This is a genomic window from Hymenobacter siberiensis, from assembly GCF_018967845.1.
In the GTDB taxonomy this organism is placed as follows: domain Bacteria; phylum Bacteroidota; class Bacteroidia; order Cytophagales; family Hymenobacteraceae; genus Hymenobacter; species Hymenobacter siberiensis.
The window spans coordinates 1480583-1499509 of the sequence record NZ_JAHLZZ010000001.1 but is presented as its reverse complement, the minus strand read 5'-3'; the positions used below and the strand labels follow the sequence as shown (position 1 = coordinate 1499509).

Here is an 18927-nt window from a genome sequence, read left to right as displayed (position 1 = left end):
GGCCATGAAAATCCTGTACGAACCCGAGGCGTTTTCCATCCAGGATGTGGGGGGCGTTTCCCGCTATTTCTACGAGCTCATCGACCACGCCGGGCCGGAGGTGAGTTGCGAGCTACCCGTGGTGCTCAGCAACAACATTTACCTGAAGGACCGCAAGCACACCCGCCACCTGGGGCTGCTGCCCGGCATACCGGTGCCCGGCCTGTGGCGCATGATGCAATATGCCAACCGCAGGGCCTCGTGCAAAGCCATTCAGCGGCAGAAGTTCGACGTGTTTCACCCCACCACGAACGACCAGACTTGGTTTCTGGATTTGCTGAACAAGAAGCCGTTTGTCATCACCATTCACGACATGATTCCGGCGCTATTCAGCGAATTTTACCAGCGTTCCGGTACCGAGCTGAGCACGCTGGCCAGCCGGGCCGCCCGTATTATCACGGTTTCGGAAAACACCCGGGCCGACGTGCTGCGCCTGCTGCCCGTGCCCCCCGACCACGTAACCGTGGTGCACCACGGCCACACCGTGCGCCACTACCCCTACCAGGACGCCGTGGCCACCCCCGACGACTACCTGCTGTTCATCGGTAGCCGCCGGACCTATAAAAATTTCGGGTGCCTGGTGAAGGCCTTCGGGATGCTGCACGCCAAATATCCCAGCCTGCACCTGATGTGCGCCGGCGGCGGCCCCTTCACCGAGCAGGAAATGACCCAGCTGCGCGAAGCCGGCGTGGCCGAGCGCACCCACCAGCTCGGCTACCTCTCCGATGGGCAGCTGCATCATCTATACCACCGGGCGCGGGCTTTCGTATTTCCGTCGCTTTATGAGGGGTTTGGGTTTCCTATTCTCGAAGCATTCGGCCAGCAGTGCCCGGTGGTGCTCAGCAACGCCTCGTGCTTCCCGGAAATCGCGCAGGACGCAGCCCTCTACTTCGACCCCAGCAATGCCGACGACCTGCGCGAGCAGCTCGACCGTGTGCTCTACGACCACGCCCTGCGCCAGATTCTGGTGCGCCGGGGCCAGGACCGGGTGCGCGATTTCACCTGGGCCCGCACCGTGGCCGATACCCACCGCGTGTACGAGGAGGCGCGGGAGGACTCGCCGATGCTGGCCTGCTAACGAGCGTGCGGCCGTTGCGCTCACCGAATTGCCGCCAGCGCCCGGCTTAGCCCTTTTTTCTCAATCGGCAGCTTCGCTGCTTTAGCCTTTGCCCGATGAAAGTACTCTACGAACCCGAAACATTCTCTATTCAGGACTACGGTGGAGTATCGCGCTACTTCTACGAGCTTATCCATCATGCCGGGCCCGGCTTGACCTGCGACTTGCCAGTGGTGCTGAGCAACAATCTGTACCTGCGCGACCGGGAGCACACCCGGCACCGCCAGTTTTTGCCGGGCCTGCCCGTGCGCGGGCGCTGGCGGGTGATGCAGTACTTTAACCGGCGGGCGGCCCGGCGGGCCATTGCACGGCAGGACTACGATGTGCTGCACCCGACGGGCAACGACCAAGCTTATTTTCTGGATATTATGGGTGACAAGCCGTTGGTTATCACCATCCATGATATGATTTCAACCTTGTTCAGCGAGTATTTCCAGTCGCGGGGGCCCGAGCTGGGCCTGCTGGCTGCCCGGGCTGCGCGCATCATCACCGTATCGGAACACACCCGGGCCGACGTGCTGCGCCTGCTGCCCGTGCGGCCCGAGCGGGTGGTGGTGGTGCACCACGGCCACGTGGTGCACCACAGCTCGTCCCAAGTGCCCGTGGCCGCCCCCGACGACTATCTGCTCTTCACGGGCACGCGCCGGGACTACAAGAATTTCGGTTGCTTGGTAAAGGCCTTCGGCCTGCTGCACCAACAATACCCCGGCCTGCACCTGATGTGCGCCGGGGGCGGTCCCTTCAGCGAAGCCGAGCTGGTGATGCTGCGCGAGGCTGGGGTGGCCAAGCGCACCCACCAGCTCGGCTACCTCACCGATGACCAACTCAACCAGCTATACCACCGGGCGCGGGCCTTTGTGTTTCCCTCGCTGTATGAAGGGTTCGGGTTTCCTATTCTCGAAGCCTTCGGCCAGCAATGCCCCGTGGTACTCAGCAATGCCTCGTGCTTTCCCGAAATCGCGCAGGATGCGGCCCAGTATTTTGATCCGTACGATGCCGACGACCTGCGCGAACAGCTCGACCGCGTGCTCTGCGACCGCGCGCTGCGCCATACGCTGGTCAACAGAGCACTGACGCGGGTGCGCGACTTCACTTGGGAGCGAGCGGCGGCCCAAACCCGGCAGGTGTACGAAGAAGCCCGACAGGATGCCTTGGTTTTAACCCCTGAAACCCAGCTGTTCTCCTGAGGAGTACGGGGCAACCCGGCCACTATTCAACTACCAACCACGCAACATCCCATGAAACTCAGTTTACGCTTTCTGTATTTGCTGCCGGTGCTGGGCATCATCGCCACGGACCGGGCCTTCACCGAGTTCGTGTTTTTCGATGAAAGTTCGCCCATGCTCCAGCTATATGGGCGGCTGATGCTGGCCTGCTCGATGGGCATTGTCGTGCTCTGCTACCGGTACATGGGCACCATTATGCAGCGCTGGCTGCTGCTGGTGGTGGCCGCCCTGGGGGCGCTATCCCTCGAATCTTACGCCGGATGGCAGACGTGGGCGGTGTATCCGCACGTATTCGCCAAGTTCTTGGTCATGGTGCATGTGTTTGCGATTTACGGGTTTCACCGCCGGTTTGGGCCGCCGCCATTTGGCCAGCTGATGGGGCTGCTGGTACTGGGCCTGGCCGCCAACCTGGCATTCTACCACCGGGACGCGCTGAGCTTATCGGCATTTTTGGATAACGAGCGCGGGTTCAGCTCCACTTCGGCCATGCTGCTCCTGCTGCCTACCCTCTATTACTTCAACCAGTACATGGCGCACGGCGGGATGGCGCGTCTGCTGATATTTTTTCTGGGCACGGCGCTCATCCTTTTCCTGCAGCACCGTTCGGTGTGGCTATCAATGGGCGTCGCCCTGGCCCTCAATGCCTTGGTGATGGCCCTGGGCCGGGTTACGGGCGCGCGCCTGAGCTCTACTCGCCTGCTGCCCATGTTTCTCATTCCGTTGCTCGTACTGGTTTCCGGGGGCCTCGTGGCCCTCAGCGACCCACACGTAGTGAAGAAGCTGGAAGGCAGTATCAACGACATCATGCGCCCCAGCCAGCAGGGCACGGGTGGCTGGCGACTCAAGCAGTTCAAAGCCTACAAGCCCTATCTGGAAGAATACCCCATTGCGGGCATGCGCCTGAAAGGGTTTGAGCTGCCGGTGCAGTTCTACACGCTGGCCGACGATGGCGGCAGCCAGGTGCCCGTGTGGGAAGACCGGACCGGGCATCACTTCCACAGTTTCTACGTCGACCGCATTTTTTACTTCGGCATTACCGGGCTGCTGCTCACGGTGCTGGTGCCCGTGCTGCTGCTGGGCCGCCGCCTGCTGAGCCCTATTCCCCTGACCCCGCCCACGGCCACCTTCGTCATCTTCTCGCTCAGCTCGCTGGTATACAGCGTTTCGTACGACTGGCCCCTGTATTTCTTCGGCATCCTCGGGCTGTCTCTGGCCGCCGCCGCCGCAGCTCCTGGCCGCGTGGCAGTGCGCCTGCCCATGGCCGCCCGTGCTGTGCGGCCGGCTTTTGTGTCCATTCCTTCCTTGAACCATGCCGACGCCGCCACTTCCACCACCCACCGCTGAGCTGGCCCCGCCCGTTCTGCTCATCGTCTTCAACCGGCCGCACCTCACGCAGCGGGTGCTGGAAGCCGTGCGCCGGGCGCATCCGGCGCGCCTCTACGTGGCGGCCGACGGCCCCCGCCCCCACCACGCCACCGATGCCCTGCGCTGCGCCCTCACCCGCGCCATGGTTACCAACAGCGAGCCCTGGCCGTGCGAAGTCCTCACCTTGTTTCGGGACGAAAACCTGGGGTGCGGCCTAGGGCCGGCATCTGCCATTTCCTGGTTTTTCAAGCACGAAACCGAAGGGATTATCCTGGAAGACGACTGCCTCCCGACGCCCGATTTTTTCCACTTTTGCGATGAGCTGCTGCGGCACTACCGCCACGATACCCGCGTGATGCATATCAGCGGCAACAACCTGGCGCAGGAGGCCCGGCGCCCGGTAGCGGCCGGGGCCGACTCGTACCATTTTTCGGGCAGGGTGCACAGCTGGGGCTGGGCCACCTGGCGTCGCGCGTGGCAGTACTTCGATTTTGACCTGACCCTGCTGCCTGAGCTGCGCCGCCGCAGAGCGCTGACCAACGTGTACCCGGCCCTGATGGAGCGGCAGTATTGGCTGCGCAAGTTTGAAACCGTGCGCACCGGGCCGCAGCCGGCTCATATCTGGGACTACCAGTGGCACTTCGCTGTGGCCGCGCACGGTGGCCTCACGGTGATACCGGCCGTGAACCTGGTTACCAACATCGGCTTCGGCGAGGATGCGACCCATACGTTCGACCCCCACGACCAGTTCGTGCACCCGGTGGTGTACCGGCTGCCGTTTCCCTTGCACCACCCCCCCGTGGTGCTGCGCGATGCCCGGCGCGACCAGCGGTACTTCCGCGAGCACCTGACGGGCCGCGCCCTGGCCATGGTCCGGCGGCTCACTGCCCGGCTGTTGCTCCCCTTTGCAACGGCCGAGCCCGTATCGCAGCCCGTAGCGGCCACGCCCTGAGCTGCTATAATCAAATCGTACCCTTCTATTCTGCACCCGATGCTCTACGTCGTCATTCCCGTTTTCAACCGCAAGCAGTACACCCGCGACTGCTTGCTTTCGCTCCGGCAGCAAACCCGCGCCGATTTCCGCGTCGTCGTCGTCGACGACGGCTCCACCGATGGCACCGCCCAGATGCTGGCCCAGGAGTTTCCGGAAGTAGAAGTAGTGACCGGGAACGGCCAGCTGTTCTGGACGGCTGGCGTGAATGCCGGCATTCGCCGCGCCCTGGCCCTAAAAGCCACCTGCGTGATGACGATGAATAACGACGTACTGGCGCTGCCCAATTTTATGGCCCAAATGCTGGCCGCCGCCGAGCGCCACCCCACCGCCCTGCTGGGGCCACTGGAGCTGGACGTGAGCACCGGCGAACCCGTGTACGGTGGCGAACGCCTGGACTGGCGCACCAATACCCGACGCGACTTACTGACCGAGCTGGCCCCCGCCGAGCGCCACGGCCTGCATCCGGTGACGTACCTGCCGGGCCGGGGCCTGCTCGTGCCGCTGGCCGTGATTGAAGCCATTGGCCTGTTCGACGAGCAGCGCCTGCCGCACTACCTCGCTGATTTTGACTACACCAGCGTGGCCCGCCGCCATGGTTTCCCGGTGTTTTGTAACTACGATGCCCGCTTGAGCACCTACCCCGAGGAAAGCGGCCAGGAACAAACCCGGCGCCAGCGTAGCCTGCGCGGCTATTACCAGCACTTGTTCGGCATCCGGGGCGGCGGCAATCTGGTCAATTTCACGCATTTCACCTTCAAAAACTGCCCCCGGCCCTACCTCCCCTATTACCTGCTGAACGGCTACGCCCGTCGGCTGGTCGGCTATTTTCTGCACTAAGCGCTACGTCCCACATCCACCACTTTTAAGCCACAATACCCATGGTCATTCTTACAAAAGATTTCAACGGCTTCGGTAACCAGCTGCTGATAAGCTCTCATTTTTTAGTGAATGCCCTTGAGCACAACTATCAGCTGGCCATCCCCTCGTTCGGGGCACATTACGCCTTTTTTGAAGGCACTGCCGGCCAGCAGGTGGCCTCGTTTGGGGGGCTGCCCGTGCAGCTGCATCTCGGCAGTGCCGTGACCAATGCGTTGTATAGCGCCCTGCAGTGGCAGTGGGGCGAGGCCTTGCTCCGACGCCTTCCCTGGCTGCCGCGCAGCCTGGGTGCCCCGATTCTCGACGACTCCGGCCCCGACGATGTCGACCTCAACAGCACTGGCTACCTCGTGCAGGCCCGCCACACGCGCACCCTGCTCATAAACGGCTGGCAGTTTCGCGACAAAACCAACTTTGCCAAGCACGGCAACCTGCTCCGGCAGTTCTTTCGGCCCATCAGGCTCCACCGCCAAGCCGTAGAGCAGGTACTGGCCACCAACCGCGAACGGGCCGATGTCCTGGTGGGCATCCACATTCGCCGGGGCGACTATGCCGGCTGGTACGGTGGGGCCTTTCTCTACAGCAATGCCACCTACGTGCGGGCCATGCACGAAGTCGTGGCCTTATTCCCCCAAGAAACCCGGGTCCGGTTCCTGTTATTTTCGAACGAGCCCATTCCGGCGGCCGATTTTGCCGAATTCGACACCGGCCGCTCCACCAACCATCCCGTGGAGGACCTGTATGCCATGGCCGGCTGCGACTACATTGTGGGGCCGCTCAGCACCTACTCCATGTGGGCCTCGTTCTACGGCCGCGTCCCGCTTTGCCACCTGCACCAGCACGACCAGCCCATCACGTCGCTACACGAATTCGTGATGTTTGAGGACCAGGAAACCGTGCAGTGGAGCACGCAGATGGCGCAAGCGCTATGAGCCGCCCGGCCACCGGAGCGGCGGTCCGCCGCTGGCAGCTGGCCGCCGGGGTGGGCCTGGCGGCCATCACGGCCGGGTGTCAGCCTTCCTCTGCCGGCGCAGATAACAGCTCGAAACCGTTGATTATTCGCGCTGGGGGCACTTATACCGGCTCTTACCGCAGCTCCGATTCCGACGTGCCCTGCATCCGTATCGAAACCACCGAACCCGTTACCCTGAGCGGCTGCACCCTGATGGGGGCCGGCGACTTGATTCGGGCCACCAGCGGCGGGGCTACGCTTACGGTTGTGAACTGCCGGGGATACGGCCTGCCGCAATCGGCTGACCAAACCCGCCACGGGCACTTCCTAGAGGTCAATTCCGGGCGCTCTGTGCGGGTCGAACATAACTACTTTGAGCATACCATCGGCATCAGCATTTACCAATGGGGAGGCGACGGCACGCCAGCCCAAACGCTCACCGTTCGCTACAATTCGGCCCGGAATATTGATGGCCGCTACCGTGACGGCGGCGGCACGAAGGCGAATTTCCTGGGTCTGAACGCATTGCCGGGCGTAGCCAACATGGAAATCGCCTGGAACCAAGTCATCAACGAGCCCAACCAGTCGCTTGTAGAGGACAATATCAATCTTTATAACTCCGGAGGCACCCGCACCAGCCCGGTCCGTATCCACGACAATTATATTCAGGGAGCATACCCCTATCCGGCCACCGGCTCCGATTTCACCGGCTCGGGCATTACGCTCGATGGCAGTGGCCGCGCCGCCTTGACGGCCACCGCTTACGTGGACGGAGCCCACAACCAGGTAGTCAGCGCCTGCATTGGCATGAACATAGCCGCCGGGCACGACAACCACTTTCACGACAACCGCCTCGTTACCTGCGGCTTGCTGCCCGACGGCACCCGGCTGGCGGCGAACTATGCCGGGGCAGGCCTTTGGAATGCCTACCATCAGCCCAAGGACGTATTCTTTAACAACGATTTCAGCAACAATACTATCGGGTTCTATTTCGAAGGCGGCACCACTCCTTATCCCAACCGCCAGGATATCCGGCCCGAAGCCTGCGGGGCCTGCTCAAACACCTTGCACCTACCCAACCCCATCACCCTGCAAACGGAACAGGCCGAGTGGACCCGCTGGCAGTTGAAGCTCCGCACGCACCGGCTGCGGGTAGGTCCCCTCCCGGCCCTACCGGCACGCAAAAATGCGCTCATAACATCTGGTGCCACTTATTACCCCACCAACGGGCACTTCGCGCCCGTCGCACCAGAACTATCATATTATAATATATTGTTTAATTAATTATATTAAAGAATGCTTTGAGCGGCAAAAAATAAATATAAATTATATTGTATATTATTTATATTCACCAAAACATATTATTGCACTTTTTCAATTAATTGATATTTTATTTTTCTCATATACTTAGCTTTTTGAGAAGTTTACCGCTTCAAAACCTTCCGTTATCAAGGATTGCACCTGCGAGTTTCTCATTAGCGCCAGCCGCTCATTTCGTTGTCGGGCAGAATGAAAAAAATCCGCCAATTATGTTGATTACGGCATCAAAGGATTGATTTCCCCAGAGGCCAGCCATTTATTAACGGGCATCCAACAACGCATTCTCAAACTTGGAAAGCTTTTCAAATCAGGACAGCTTACGCATGTACAATAAAAAATTGCATTTTATGATATATAACAAATACAATTCGAACGCTTGGAACAAATAGATTTTTGGCTAGGTTGAGGGGGCCATCGCCAATCATTCTTTTCGTTTCAAGTTTTTCAAGAATGCAAAAAATTTCAAAGCACACCTCCGCTCTTCTTTCTGCGCCGCATCCTTTGGCCGGCATTCTTTCAACTGCTCTTGTTGCGCTCCTCGCCCTATTACCGGGCCTAAAACCAGCCTTCGCACAGGCTCCCAACATTACGTACTCCAGCCCCTTGGTTATTACACAGGGCGGCACCTATTCCGGCAATTATCGCAGCACCAACTCTTCGGTGCCCGTTATCACTATTCAGACCACCCAGCCTGTTATCATCGAGAACTGTGTGCTGGCGGGCGCCGGCGACATCATTGATGCGAAGAACGGCGGCAGCAGTATCACTGTCCGCAACAACAAAGCGTATGGCCTCACCCAAAGCGCCGACGGGGTTCGCCACGGCCGCTTCGTGGAGGTTAACTCGGCTAAGTCGGTGGTAATTGAGCACAATTACCTCGAACAAACCACTGGCATTGCCATCTACCAGTGGAGCGGCAACGGTTCGACGGCCCAAACCCTTACGGTTCGGTACAACTCGGCCAAAAACATCGACGGCCGCTTCCGCAACAACAGCGGCAGCGAATTCTCTAACTTCCTGGGGGCAGACAAGGTGCCGAACCTGGCGAACGTAGAAGTGGCCTGGAATCAGGTCATCAACGAGCCCAACCAGTCGCTTGTAGAGGACAATATCAACTTCTACAACTCCGGGGGCACTGCGGCCAGCCCCGTCCGCATCCACGACAACTACGTGCAGGGAGCGTACCCCTACCCGGCCAACGGCAGCGATTTTACGGGCACCGGCATGATAATCGACGGTACTCAGAGTAACACCCAAGGCTTCTTCGAGTCGTACAACAACCAGTTCGTATCTACCTGCAACTCGGCCATGAACATCGCCGGCGGCCATGATGTACATTACTACGACAACCGCCTAGTGACCAGCGGCCTGATGCCCGACGGTTCGCGCCTGAATGCCACTTACACCGGGGTTGCCGTATTCGACTACTACGGTCAGAGCGGAACATTCACGAACCAGTCCGTAACCAACAACACGATTGGTTACGTGCAATGGGGCCGCAATAGTCCTTTTCAGGACCGTCAGGATGAGGGCGACTACGGCTTTCGAATTGCCACCGGTACCATCCACCTGCCGAACCCCATCACCCTCCAAACCGAGCGGGATGAGTTCACGCGTTGGAACCAAAAGCTGCAACAGAATGGCATCACGCTGGACCCCGGCGCTACCACACCCACTACCCCAACCGCGCCTACCGCACCCAGCGCCCCCACCGTTAGCCTGAGCGCCCCAAGCACCGGCACCGTGGGCACGGCCCTGAACCTGACGGCCACCGCTGCGGCCGTCAACGGCACCATCACCAAAGTCGAGTTCTTCAGCGGCGCCACCAAGCTCGGCGAAGACCTGACGGCTCCCTACGCCCTCAGCTTCACGCCCGCTGCGGCCGGCACGCTCAGCCTAACGGCCCGCGCCACCAACAACGCCGGCGCCGCTACCTCCACCGCCGTTTCTTCGGTGACCGTGACGGCCGCTACTACAACCACGCCGACCACCACGGGCACCGGCACCACGCCGACCAACGCCACCTTCGTGCGCGCCATTAACGTAGGCGGCACGGCCACCACCGTCGACGGCCTGAGCTGGGAAGACGGCAACAGCGCCGGCAACTTCCAAATCAACGGCTCGCCCTTCGCCAACCAGGGCGTCGCCCTGAACCCGGCCACCGACGCCGCCCGTGCGGCCATGATTCGCGCTTCGGTGTATGACACGAACATTAGCGCTGCCGTGAGCGGCGTGGCCAGCGGTACCTACAGCGTGTACCTCTACATGTGGGAGGATAACAACCCGGTAACCCTCGACATTACCCTCGAAGGCCAGACCGTGCAGTCGAACTACAGCAGCGGCAACGGTGGCCACTGGGACCGCCTCGGCCCTTTCACGGCCAACATCACCGACGGCACCATCAACATCGGCACCGTGAGCAGCAATAACAACAACCTCTCGGGCATCGAAATCTGGAAGCAGAACGCGGGCACTACCGCACCCAGCGCCCCCACCGTTAGCCTGAGCGCCCCGAGCACCGGCACCGTGGGCACGGCCCTGAACCTGACGGCCACCGCTGCGGCCGTCAACGGCACCATCACCAAAGTCGAGTTCTTCAGCGGCGCCACCAAGCTCGGCGAAGACCTGACGGCTCCCTACGCCCTCAGCTTCACGCCCGCTGCGGCCGGCACGCTCAGCCTAACGGCCCGCGCCACCAACAACGCCGGCGCCGCTACCTCCACCGCCGTTTCTTCGGTGACCGTGACGGCCGCTACTACAACCACGCCGACCACCACGGGCACCGGCACCACGCCAACCAACGCCACCTTCGTGCGCGCCATTAACGTAGGCGGCACGGCCACCACCGTCGACGGCCTGAGCTGGGAAGACGGCAACAGCGCCGGCAACTTCCAAATCAACGGCTCGCCCTTCGCCAACCAGGGCGTCGCCCTGAACCCGGCCACCGACGCCGCCCGTGCGGCCATGATTCGCGCTTCGGTGTATGACACGAACATTAGCGCTGCCGTGAGCGGCGTGGCCAGCGGTACCTACAGCGTGTACCTCTACATGTGGGAGGATAACAACCCGGTGACCCTCGACATTACCCTCGAAGGCCAGACCGTGCAGTCGAACTACAGCAGCGGCAACGGGGGCCACTGGGACCGCCTCGGCCCTTTCACGGCCAACATCACCGACGGCACCATCAACATCGGCACCGTGAGCAGCAATAACAACAACCTCTCGGGCATCGAAATCTGGAAGCAGAACGCGGGCACTACCGCACCCAGCGCCCCCACCGTTAGCCTGAGCGCCCCGAGCACCGGCACCGTGGGCACGGCCCTGAACCTGACGGCCACCGCTGCGGCCGTCAACGGCACCATCACCAAAGTCGAGTTCTTCAGCGGCGCCACCAAGCTCGGCGAAGACCTGACGGCTCCCTACGCCCTCAGCTTCACGCCCGCTGCGGCCGGCACGCTCAGCCTAACGGCCCGCGCCACCAACAACGCCGGCGCCGCTACCTCCACCGCCGTTTCTTCGGTGACCGTGACGGCCGCTACTACAACCACGCCGACCACCACGGGCACCGGCACCACGCCAACCAACGCCACCTTCGTGCGCGCCATTAACGTAGGCGGCACGGCCACCACCGTCGACGGCCTGAGCTGGGAAGACGGCAACAGCGCCGGCAACTTCCAAATCAACGGCTCGCCCTTCGCCAACCAGGGCGTCGCCCTGAACCCGGCCACCGACGCCGCCCGTGCGGCCATGATTCGCGCTTCGGTGTATGACACGAACATTAGCGCTGCCGTGAGCGGCGTGGCCAGCGGTACCTACAGCGTGTACCTCTACATGTGGGAGGATAACAACCCGGTGACCCTCGACATTACCCTCGAAGGCCAGACCGTGCAGTCGAACTACAGCAGCGGCAACGGTGGCCACTGGGACCGCCTCGGCCCTTTCACGGCCAACATCACCGACGGCACCATCAACATCGGCACCGTGAGCAGCAATAACAACAACCTCTCGGGCATCGAAATCTGGAAGCAGAACGCGGGCACTACCGCACCCAGCGCCCCCACCGTTAGCCTGAGCGCCCCGAGCACCGGCACCGTGGGCACGGCCCTGAACCTGACGGCCACCGCTGCGGCCGTCAACGGCACCATCACCAAAGTCGAGTTCTTCAGCGGCGCCACCAAGCTCGGCGAAGACCTGACGGCTCCCTACGCCCTCAGCTTCACGCCCGCTGCGGCCGGCACGCTCAGCCTAACGGCCCGCGCCACCAACAACGCCGGCGCCGCTACCTCCACCGCCGTTTCTTCGGTGACCGTGACGGCCGCTACTACAACCACGCCGCCTACTACCACGCCGCCCACCTTTGTGCGTGCCGTGAACCTGGGGGGCAAGGCCATCACCCTCGATGGCAAGAGCTGGGCGGCCAGCGCCAGCGCTTCTAACTTCAAAGCTACCGGCCTCACCACGTTTGCCAACCAGAACGTGACCCTGACGCCTTCCACCGATGCCACCCGCGCCAGCATGATTCGCGCATCGATGTACGGCGGCGACACGGGCCTGGCCCTGGGCGGCGTATCGAGCGGTACCTACAGCGTGTTTCTGTACGTGTGGGAGGACAACAATGCGGAAAACTTCAGCATCTCCCTCGAAGGCAAGACTGTGCTGAGCAACTACAACTCCGGTTCGGCCGGCCACTGGGACCGCCTCGGCCCCTTCACGGCCAACGTGACCGATGGCACCGTGAACATTGGCACCACCGGCGGCATGGCCAACATCTCGGGCATCGAACTCTGGAAACAAGCCACCCCGCTGCCCTAGTCTGCACGCCTGATTATCGCGCAACGCGCACCTGCTCAAAAGCCTGGCCCCTGCGGCCAGGCTTTTTTGGTTTCGGGCCGCCCGCCCTACCCGGAAGCATACCCGGTAGTATAACAGGTTTTTTTTGTCGATAGCATATTTAAAAACATTATTAATATATGAATCTTGATATAATTTACTATCTTGCTATCACCAAGGCTATCCGAGGTATCTGAAGGTCATTTCTCCCCTAATTTTCATCGCTGCTTATGAAATGTGCATTAATTACTGGAATTACGGGCCAGGACGGGGCCTATCTGGCCGAGCTGCTGCTGGCTAAAGGGTACGAAGTGCACGGCATCAAGCGCCGCTCGTCGATGTTCAACACCGACCGCATCGACCACTTGTACCAGGACCTGCACGAGAAGGACGTACGCTTCAAGCTGCACTACGGCGACCTGTCGGACGCCACGAACCTGATTAGAATCGTGCAGGAAGTGCAGCCCGACGAGATTTACAACCTCGGGGCCATGTCACACGTCAAGGTTTCGTTCGACACGCCCGAGTACGCGGCCGATGTGGACGGGCTGGGCACGCTACGCCTATTGGAGGCCATCCGCATTCTGGGCCTGGGCAAAAAAACCCGGCTCTATCAGGCTAGCACGTCCGAGCTGTACGGGCTGGTGCAGGAGGTGCCGCAGCGCGAGAGCACGCCCTTCTACCCGCGCTCGCCCTACGCTGTGGCCAAGCTTTATGCCTACTGGATTACGGTAAACTACCGCGAGGCCTACGGCCTGTATGCCTGCAACGGCATCCTGTTTAACCACGAAAGCCCGCGCCGGGGCGAAACCTTTGTCACGCGCAAAATTACGCGGGCCGTGGTGCGCATCGCGCTGGGCCTGCAGGACCGCCTCCACCTCGGCAACCTGAACGCCCGGCGCGACTGGGGCCACGCCAAGGACTACGTGGAGGCCATGTGGCGCATGCTGCAGCAGGACGAGCCCCGCGACTACGTGATTGCCACCGGCGTAACCACCCGGGTGCGCGAGTTTGTGCGGCTGGCTTTCGCCGAGCTGGGCGTAGAAATAGACTTTGCGGGCGAGGGCGTGGCCGAAGTGGGCTACGTGGTAGCCTGCCACAACCCCGATTTCCAGCTGCGGGCCGGCCAGGAAGTGGTGGCCGTGGACGCGGCCTACTTCCGCCCCACCGAGGTAGAGCTGCTCATCGGCGACCCCAGCCGGGCACGAGCCGAGCTGGGCTGGGTGCCCAAGTATGACCTGGCCGGCCTGGTGAGCGACATGGTGCAGAGCGACCTGACGCTGTTCCGGCGCGATACCGTGCTGCTGCAAGCCGGTCACGCCGTGCTCAACTACCACGACGAGTAGCCGGGCCCGGCCCCGTACACCCTTCCTCCGTTCCGACTTCGCTTTTTTACTCATGGAAAAGACTTCCAGCATATACATCGCCGGCCACCGGGGCATGGTGGGCTCGGCCCTGCTGCGCGAGCTCACGCGCCGGGGCTACACCAACCTCATCACCCGCACCTCGGCCGAGCTCGACCTGACCAACCAGGCCGCCGTGGCCCGCTTTTTTGCCAAAAACCGGCCCGAGTACGTGCTACTGGCCGCCGCCAAGGTGGGCGGCATCCACGCCAACAACACCCTGCGGGCCGATTTCATCTATGAAAACATCATGATTGAGGCCAACGTGCTGCACGAAAGCTACCGCTGCGGCGTGCGCAAGCTGCTGTACCTGGGCTCGTCGTGCATCTACCCGAAGCTGGCCCCGCAGCCCATCCGCGAAGAGTACATTCTCACCGGCCCGCTGGAGCACACCAACGAGCCCTACGCCATTTCCAAAATCGCGGGCGTGAAGATGTGCGAGGCCTACCGCGACCAGTACGGGTGCAACTTCATCACGGTGATGCCCACCAACCTCTACGGCCCCAACGACAACTACGACCTAGAAAGCTCGCACGTGATGGCCGCCCTGCTCCGCAAGTTTGAGGAAGCCGTGCAGCACCACCGGCCCCGCGTGGACGTGTGGGGCACCGGCACCCCCCGCCGCGAGTTCCTGCACGTGGACGACCTGGCCGAGGCCTGCCTCTTCCTGATGGACCACTACGACGAAGCCGCCCCCCTGAACGTGGGCACCGGCGACGACCTGAGCATCCGTGAGCTGGCCGAGCTCATTGCCGACCTCACGGGCTTTGCCGGCGAAATCTACTTCGACTTCTCGCGGCCCGACGGCACCATGCGCAAGGTGCTCGATGTGAGCAGGATAGAGGCAATGGGCTGGCGCCACCGCATTTCGCTGCACGCCGGCCTGCGCCAGGTGCTGGCTTCGGCCGAGTGGCAGGCCGCCAACCAGGCCGTGCCCGTGCAGTAGCCGGTAGACTGGCGATAAAGGCCCGTCATGCCTCGGCGGCGCTCGGCATGACGGGCTAAACCAATACACCTCCTGACCACCATCCGCCTTCATCCTTTTTCCGCTGTGAAAATGACTGATATTCTGAACCGTGGGCAGCAGCGGGCGGGCCGCCTGCTGCGCGAGCTGCTGCCCCGCCGCCAGCACTACCGCCCCGTGGGCGTGCACCCCAGCAGCCGGGGCGTGGCCACCCGGCCCGACAGCGGGGCGCGCTACACCGAGGTGTACCCCACGCAGATATCGCACCTCAATGTGACGCCCGACCTGTATGCCCACACCACCGACTACGGCGGCCTGCATGCCAAGCCCAACCGCCTGGAGCAGACCCCGGCGGCCTTCGTGCTGGCCCTGGCCGAGGGCCGCCTGCTGGCCGACAACGCCCTGAGCGTGGCCGTCATCAGCGCCGACAACCGGCTGGTGGGCGATGCCTCGTTTCAGTACGACCCCCGGCGCTCGGACCTGGCCCGGCCCGAGGAAAACAACGTGTTTGCCCAGCGCTGGTTTTCGGAGCCGCGCCGGGTGCGCGGCACAGTGGCCAGCCTGCTGTCGGGCGGCGGGGCGGCGATGGGCAACTATTACCACTGGCTGATTGACTCGCTGCCGCGCCTGCACCTGCTGAAAAAAGCAGGTTTCTGGGACGAAATCGACTATTTTCTGGTGTACGATGGGCAGCGGCGCTTCGTGGCCGACTCGTTGCGCGCCCTGGGCATCCGGCCCGAGCAGGTGCTCGACCTGCGCACCCACCGCCACCTCGTGGCCGACCGCCTGCTGGTGACTTCGCCCGTGCGCGGCGCGGGCACCCACACCCCGCAATGGGCCTGCTCCTTCCTGCGCGACGAGCTGCGCGCCGCCGCCGCGCCCCAAACTTTCAGCCCCTACGTGTACCTGAGCCGGCGCGACGCCCCCGCCCGCCACGTTCTCAACGAGCCCGATGTGGAAGCCCTGCTGCGCCCCTACGGCTTCGAGACGCACGTGCTGGGCGACTACAGCTTTGGGCAGCAGCTGGCGCTGTTTGCCGGGGCGCGGGCCGTGGTGGCCCCCACCGGCGCGGGTCTGGCCAACCTGGTGTTTGCCCCGGCCGGCACGCCGGTGGTCGAGCTGTTCCCCAAGCACTTCACGGTAGTGGAATACCCCGAGCTGTGCTTCCGCCTGGGCCTGCCCCACCGCTACCTGGTGGCCGATGCCGCCAATGGCCCGCTCACCTCGCGCCGCGCCGGCTGGCGCGAAAATCTCACCGTGGACCTCAACGCCCTCAGCAGCTGCCTGCACCAGGTGCTGTGATGCCGGGCCAGCCCCCGTCGAGCTTAACGCTTCCCACCAGTTAACCTATCTTATTATGCAAGAACTATTTACCCGGGCCCAACGGCACACCGGCCACCTGCTGCGGGGCTTGGTGCCGCACAACGAACACCTGCGCCCCACCGGCGTGCACCCCACCGCCAAAGCCCTGGCCGAGCAGCCCGGCAGCGGCGCGCACTACGTGGAAGTATACCCCGGCTACACTTCGCACCTCACCGTGCCCGACGCGTTTGTGGCCCTGGCCCCGCCCTACTACAAGTGCATTGCCGAACGGGAAGAAGTACCAGCCGCATTCGTGCTGCTGCTGCCCGACGCCCGCATCAACGCCGACCATTTTGGCAGCCTGGCCGTGATAGCGGCCGATAATTACCTGGTGGGCGATGTGTCGCTGCAATTTTCGGCAGGCAGCTTCGCGGTGGCCCCACCGGCGGAAAACCCCATTTTCCGGCAGCGCTACTTCCGGCCGCCGGGCCAGGTTTCGGGCACGGTGTGCAGCCTGCTGTCGGGCGGCGGCACGGCCGTGGGCAATTACTACCACTGGCTGCTCGACTCGCTGCCCCGCCTGCATTTGGTGGAAGAAGCCGGGTTGTGGGACGAAATCGACTACTTCCTGATTTACAACCGCGAGCAGCACTTCGTGATGGAAACCCTGCTGGCGCTGGGCATTCGCAACGAGCAGATTATCGACCTGCAAACCACCACCCACCTGCATGCCCAACGGCTGCTGCTTACCTCGCCGGTGCGCGGCACCGGCCACCACGCCCCGCGCTGGGTGGGCGAGTTTATGAAGGATGCCTTCCGGCCCCTGGCCACCACGGCGGCGCACGCCACCCACTTCAGCCCGCTGGTGTACGTGAGCCGGCGCGATGCCTCCTTTCGGCGGGTGCGCAACGAGGCCGAGGTGGAGGACCTGCTGGCCGAATACGGCTTCGAGAGCTACGCCCTCACCGAGCTGAGCTTTCGCGAGAAGGCGGCCCTGTTTTCCGGGGCGCGGGCGGTGGTGGGACCGGTGGGCGCGGGCCTGGCCAACATTCTGTTTTGTGCCGAGGGCACGCCGCTCATCGAGCTGCTGCCCCGCAACCTGGTAGTGCCCGACTACCTCGACCTCACGGCCCGCCTGGGCATGCCGCACTATCCCATCATCTGCATGCCGGACGCGGGCTCGCGCCACCGCGCCACCGCCGACCGCCAGGACGACCTCACCGTGGACCTGAAAGCCCTGCGCCAAACCGTGGAAGCCGCCCTGCGCCAGCCGGTGAATGCGTAAACCCGGGTCTGGTCTGACCGCCCTAGGCGGTCCGACCGGTTGAAGCACCACCGATGCTCATTCGCCCAGCCCCCGCCGACAGTGCGCTGCCGACAACCGGTCGGACCACCTAGGGCGGTCGGACCGGGGCCAACGCCAGCCCAACCTCAAGCCTTCGCCCAAATTCACCATGCCATCCGTTCTGATTTCCGTCGTCAGCTGGAACAGCGCCGACGTCATCGAAGCCTGCCTGCGCTCGATACTGGCCCAAACGTATGCCGATTTTGAGGTGTGGGTGGTCGATAATGCCTCGGCTGATGATACCTGCGCCCGCGTGGCCGCCCTGGCCGCCACCGATGCCCGCGTGCACCTGCACCCGCTGCCGCGCAATACCGGCTTCTGCGGCGGCCACAACTACGCCCTCGACCGCACCATCTCGGAGGCCGTGCTGCTGGTGAACCCCGACATTGAAATGGCCGTGAGCTACCTGGACCGAGCCATGGCCACGCTGCGTGCCCACCCCGGCGCGGGCACGGTATGCGGCCTGCTGCTGCAAAACTCCGGGGCCGCCCCACGCATCGACAGCACCGGGCTGGATGCCCTGCCCGACGGCCGCTTCCGGCTGCGCCACCACGGCCAGCCGCTGGCCGAAACCGTCCTCACGGCCGGCCCGGTAGACGGGGCCGATGGCGCGCTGCCGCTCTACCACCGCGCTTTTATCGATGATTTGCGGGTGGACGGGCAGTTTTTCGACGAACGGTTTTTTGCCCACAAGGAGGACTGGGACATTGCCTGGCGGGGCCGCCTCTACGGCTGGAGCACCGTGTTTGAGCCCGCCTGCCGGGCCCTGCACCCGCGCGAGTTCCGACCCGCCGACCTGCGCCGCCGCCTGCGCCTGAATGGCACCATCAAGGCCGATGCCGTGAAAAACCAGTGGCTGCTGCTGCTCAAGAACCCGCCGGCCCGGCAGCTGCCAGGCCTGTGGCTGCGGGCATTGCCCCGGCAGCTGGGCATTCTGCTCTACTGCCTGCTGCTGGAGCGGCCCTCGCTGCGCGCCTACCGGTATGTATGGCAGCACCGGGGCGGCATCTGGGCCACGCGGGCGCTCATTCAGGCGCGGGCGGCACAGCCGGGGCCGGCGGCGCGGGTGGCGGTGGCTCCCCGGCGGCCGGCGCACGCCCCGGCCACTGCTGTTTAGCGGCGATATAAACACCTCGTTATTAGAGCAATACTCTGTTTATCAGGTCGATTTTAAACGCCTGCACAGTTGGCAGT

At 63.0% G+C, this 18927-nt stretch carries 13 protein-coding genes; all 13 read left to right on the top strand.

Annotated features, from left to right (window positions below):
* Positions 1-4 precede the first annotated feature (4 nt).
* The 13 genes from KQ661_RS06330 (at position 5) to KQ661_RS06270 (ending at position 18850) form a co-directional block, all read left to right on the top strand.
* Positions 5-1117, top strand: coding sequence for a glycosyltransferase family 4 protein (locus KQ661_RS06330; protein WP_216679868.1), 1113 nt, complete (start codon positions 5-7; stop codon positions 1115-1117).
* A gap of 95 nt (positions 1118-1212) precedes the next feature.
* The gene (locus tag KQ661_RS06325) at positions 1213-2343 is read left to right on the top strand and encodes a glycosyltransferase family 4 protein (RefSeq protein WP_216685945.1); all 1131 of its coding nucleotides are present in this window, start codon (positions 1213-1215) and stop codon (positions 2341-2343) included.
* 51 nt (positions 2344-2394) lie between these two features.
* Positions 2395-3726: an O-antigen ligase family protein gene (locus KQ661_RS06320; protein WP_216679866.1), complete on the top strand. Its 1332-nt coding sequence runs from the start codon at positions 2395-2397 to the stop codon at positions 3724-3726.
* Positions 3692-4699 (top strand): nucleotide-diphospho-sugar transferase, encoded by a 1008-nt coding sequence (locus KQ661_RS06315; protein ID WP_216679865.1) that lies wholly within the window; start codon positions 3692-3694, stop codon positions 4697-4699. The genes KQ661_RS06320 and KQ661_RS06315 overlap by 35 nt, the downstream gene beginning before the upstream one ends.
* Before the next feature lie 39 nt (positions 4700-4738).
* Entirely contained in the window at positions 4739-5578 is an 840-nt protein-coding gene (locus KQ661_RS06310) for a glycosyltransferase family 2 protein (RefSeq protein WP_216679864.1), read from the top strand.
* Positions 5579-5685: 107 nt separating this feature from the next.
* The gene (locus tag KQ661_RS06305; RefSeq protein WP_216679863.1) at positions 5686-6549 is read left to right on the top strand and encodes an alpha-1,2-fucosyltransferase; all 864 of its coding nucleotides are present in this window, start codon (positions 5686-5688) and stop codon (positions 6547-6549) included.
* A complete protein-coding gene (locus KQ661_RS06300) occupies positions 6546-7853 on the top strand; it encodes a right-handed parallel beta-helix repeat-containing protein (RefSeq protein ID WP_216679862.1) in 1308 nt (435 codons plus the stop codon). The genes KQ661_RS06305 and KQ661_RS06300 overlap by 4 nt, the downstream gene beginning before the upstream one ends.
* A gap of 639 nt (positions 7854-8492) precedes the next feature.
* Positions 8493-12701, top strand: coding sequence for an Ig-like domain-containing protein (locus tag KQ661_RS06295; protein ID WP_216685944.1), 4209 nt, complete (start codon positions 8493-8495; stop codon positions 12699-12701).
* A 248-nt stretch (positions 12702-12949) separates the two neighbouring features.
* Positions 12950-14065, top strand: a complete 1116-nt coding sequence (gene gmd, locus KQ661_RS06290; protein ID WP_216679860.1) for a GDP-mannose 4,6-dehydratase — start codon at positions 12950-12952, stop codon at positions 14063-14065.
* Positions 14066-14117: 52 nt separating this feature from the next.
* Complete coding sequence (locus tag KQ661_RS06285; protein ID WP_216679859.1) at positions 14118-15068, top strand: GDP-L-fucose synthase family protein; 951 nt, start codon at positions 14118-14120, stop codon at positions 15066-15068.
* Between the two features lie 111 nt (positions 15069-15179).
* Entirely contained in the window at positions 15180-16388 is a 1209-nt protein-coding gene (locus KQ661_RS06280; RefSeq protein ID WP_216679858.1) for a glycosyltransferase family 61 protein, read from the top strand.
* Positions 16389-16443: 55 nt separating this feature from the next.
* A complete protein-coding gene (locus tag KQ661_RS06275; protein WP_216679857.1) occupies positions 16444-17673 on the top strand; it encodes a glycosyltransferase family 61 protein in 1230 nt (409 codons plus the stop codon).
* Positions 17674-17842: 169 nt separating this feature from the next.
* A complete protein-coding gene (locus KQ661_RS06270; RefSeq protein WP_216685943.1) occupies positions 17843-18850 on the top strand; it encodes a glycosyltransferase family 2 protein in 1008 nt (335 codons plus the stop codon).
* Positions 18851-18927: the final 77 nt, after the last annotated feature.

Coding starts and splice junctions, on each gene's coding strand:
- KQ661_RS06320 (WP_216679866.1), top strand. CDS start 2,395: ATGAAACTCAGTTTACGCTTTCTGTATTTGCTGCCGGTGCTGGGCATC.
- KQ661_RS06315 (WP_216679865.1), top strand. CDS start 3,692: ATGCCGACGCCGCCACTTCCACCACCCACCGCTGAGCTGGCCCCGCCC.
- KQ661_RS06325 (WP_216685945.1), top strand. CDS start 1,213: ATGAAAGTACTCTACGAACCCGAAACATTCTCTATTCAGGACTACGGT.
- KQ661_RS06330 (WP_216679868.1), top strand. CDS start 5: ATGAAAATCCTGTACGAACCCGAGGCGTTTTCCATCCAGGATGTGGGG.
- KQ661_RS06275 (WP_216679857.1), top strand. CDS start 16,444: ATGCAAGAACTATTTACCCGGGCCCAACGGCACACCGGCCACCTGCTG.
- gmd (WP_216679860.1), top strand. CDS start 12,950: ATGAAATGTGCATTAATTACTGGAATTACGGGCCAGGACGGGGCCTAT.
- KQ661_RS06300 (WP_216679862.1), top strand. CDS start 6,546: ATGAGCCGCCCGGCCACCGGAGCGGCGGTCCGCCGCTGGCAGCTGGCC.
- KQ661_RS06310 (WP_216679864.1), top strand. CDS start 4,739: ATGCTCTACGTCGTCATTCCCGTTTTCAACCGCAAGCAGTACACCCGC.
- KQ661_RS06270 (WP_216685943.1), top strand. CDS start 17,843: ATGCCATCCGTTCTGATTTCCGTCGTCAGCTGGAACAGCGCCGACGTC.
- KQ661_RS06285 (WP_216679859.1), top strand. CDS start 14,118: ATGGAAAAGACTTCCAGCATATACATCGCCGGCCACCGGGGCATGGTG.
- KQ661_RS06280 (WP_216679858.1), top strand. CDS start 15,180: ATGACTGATATTCTGAACCGTGGGCAGCAGCGGGCGGGCCGCCTGCTG.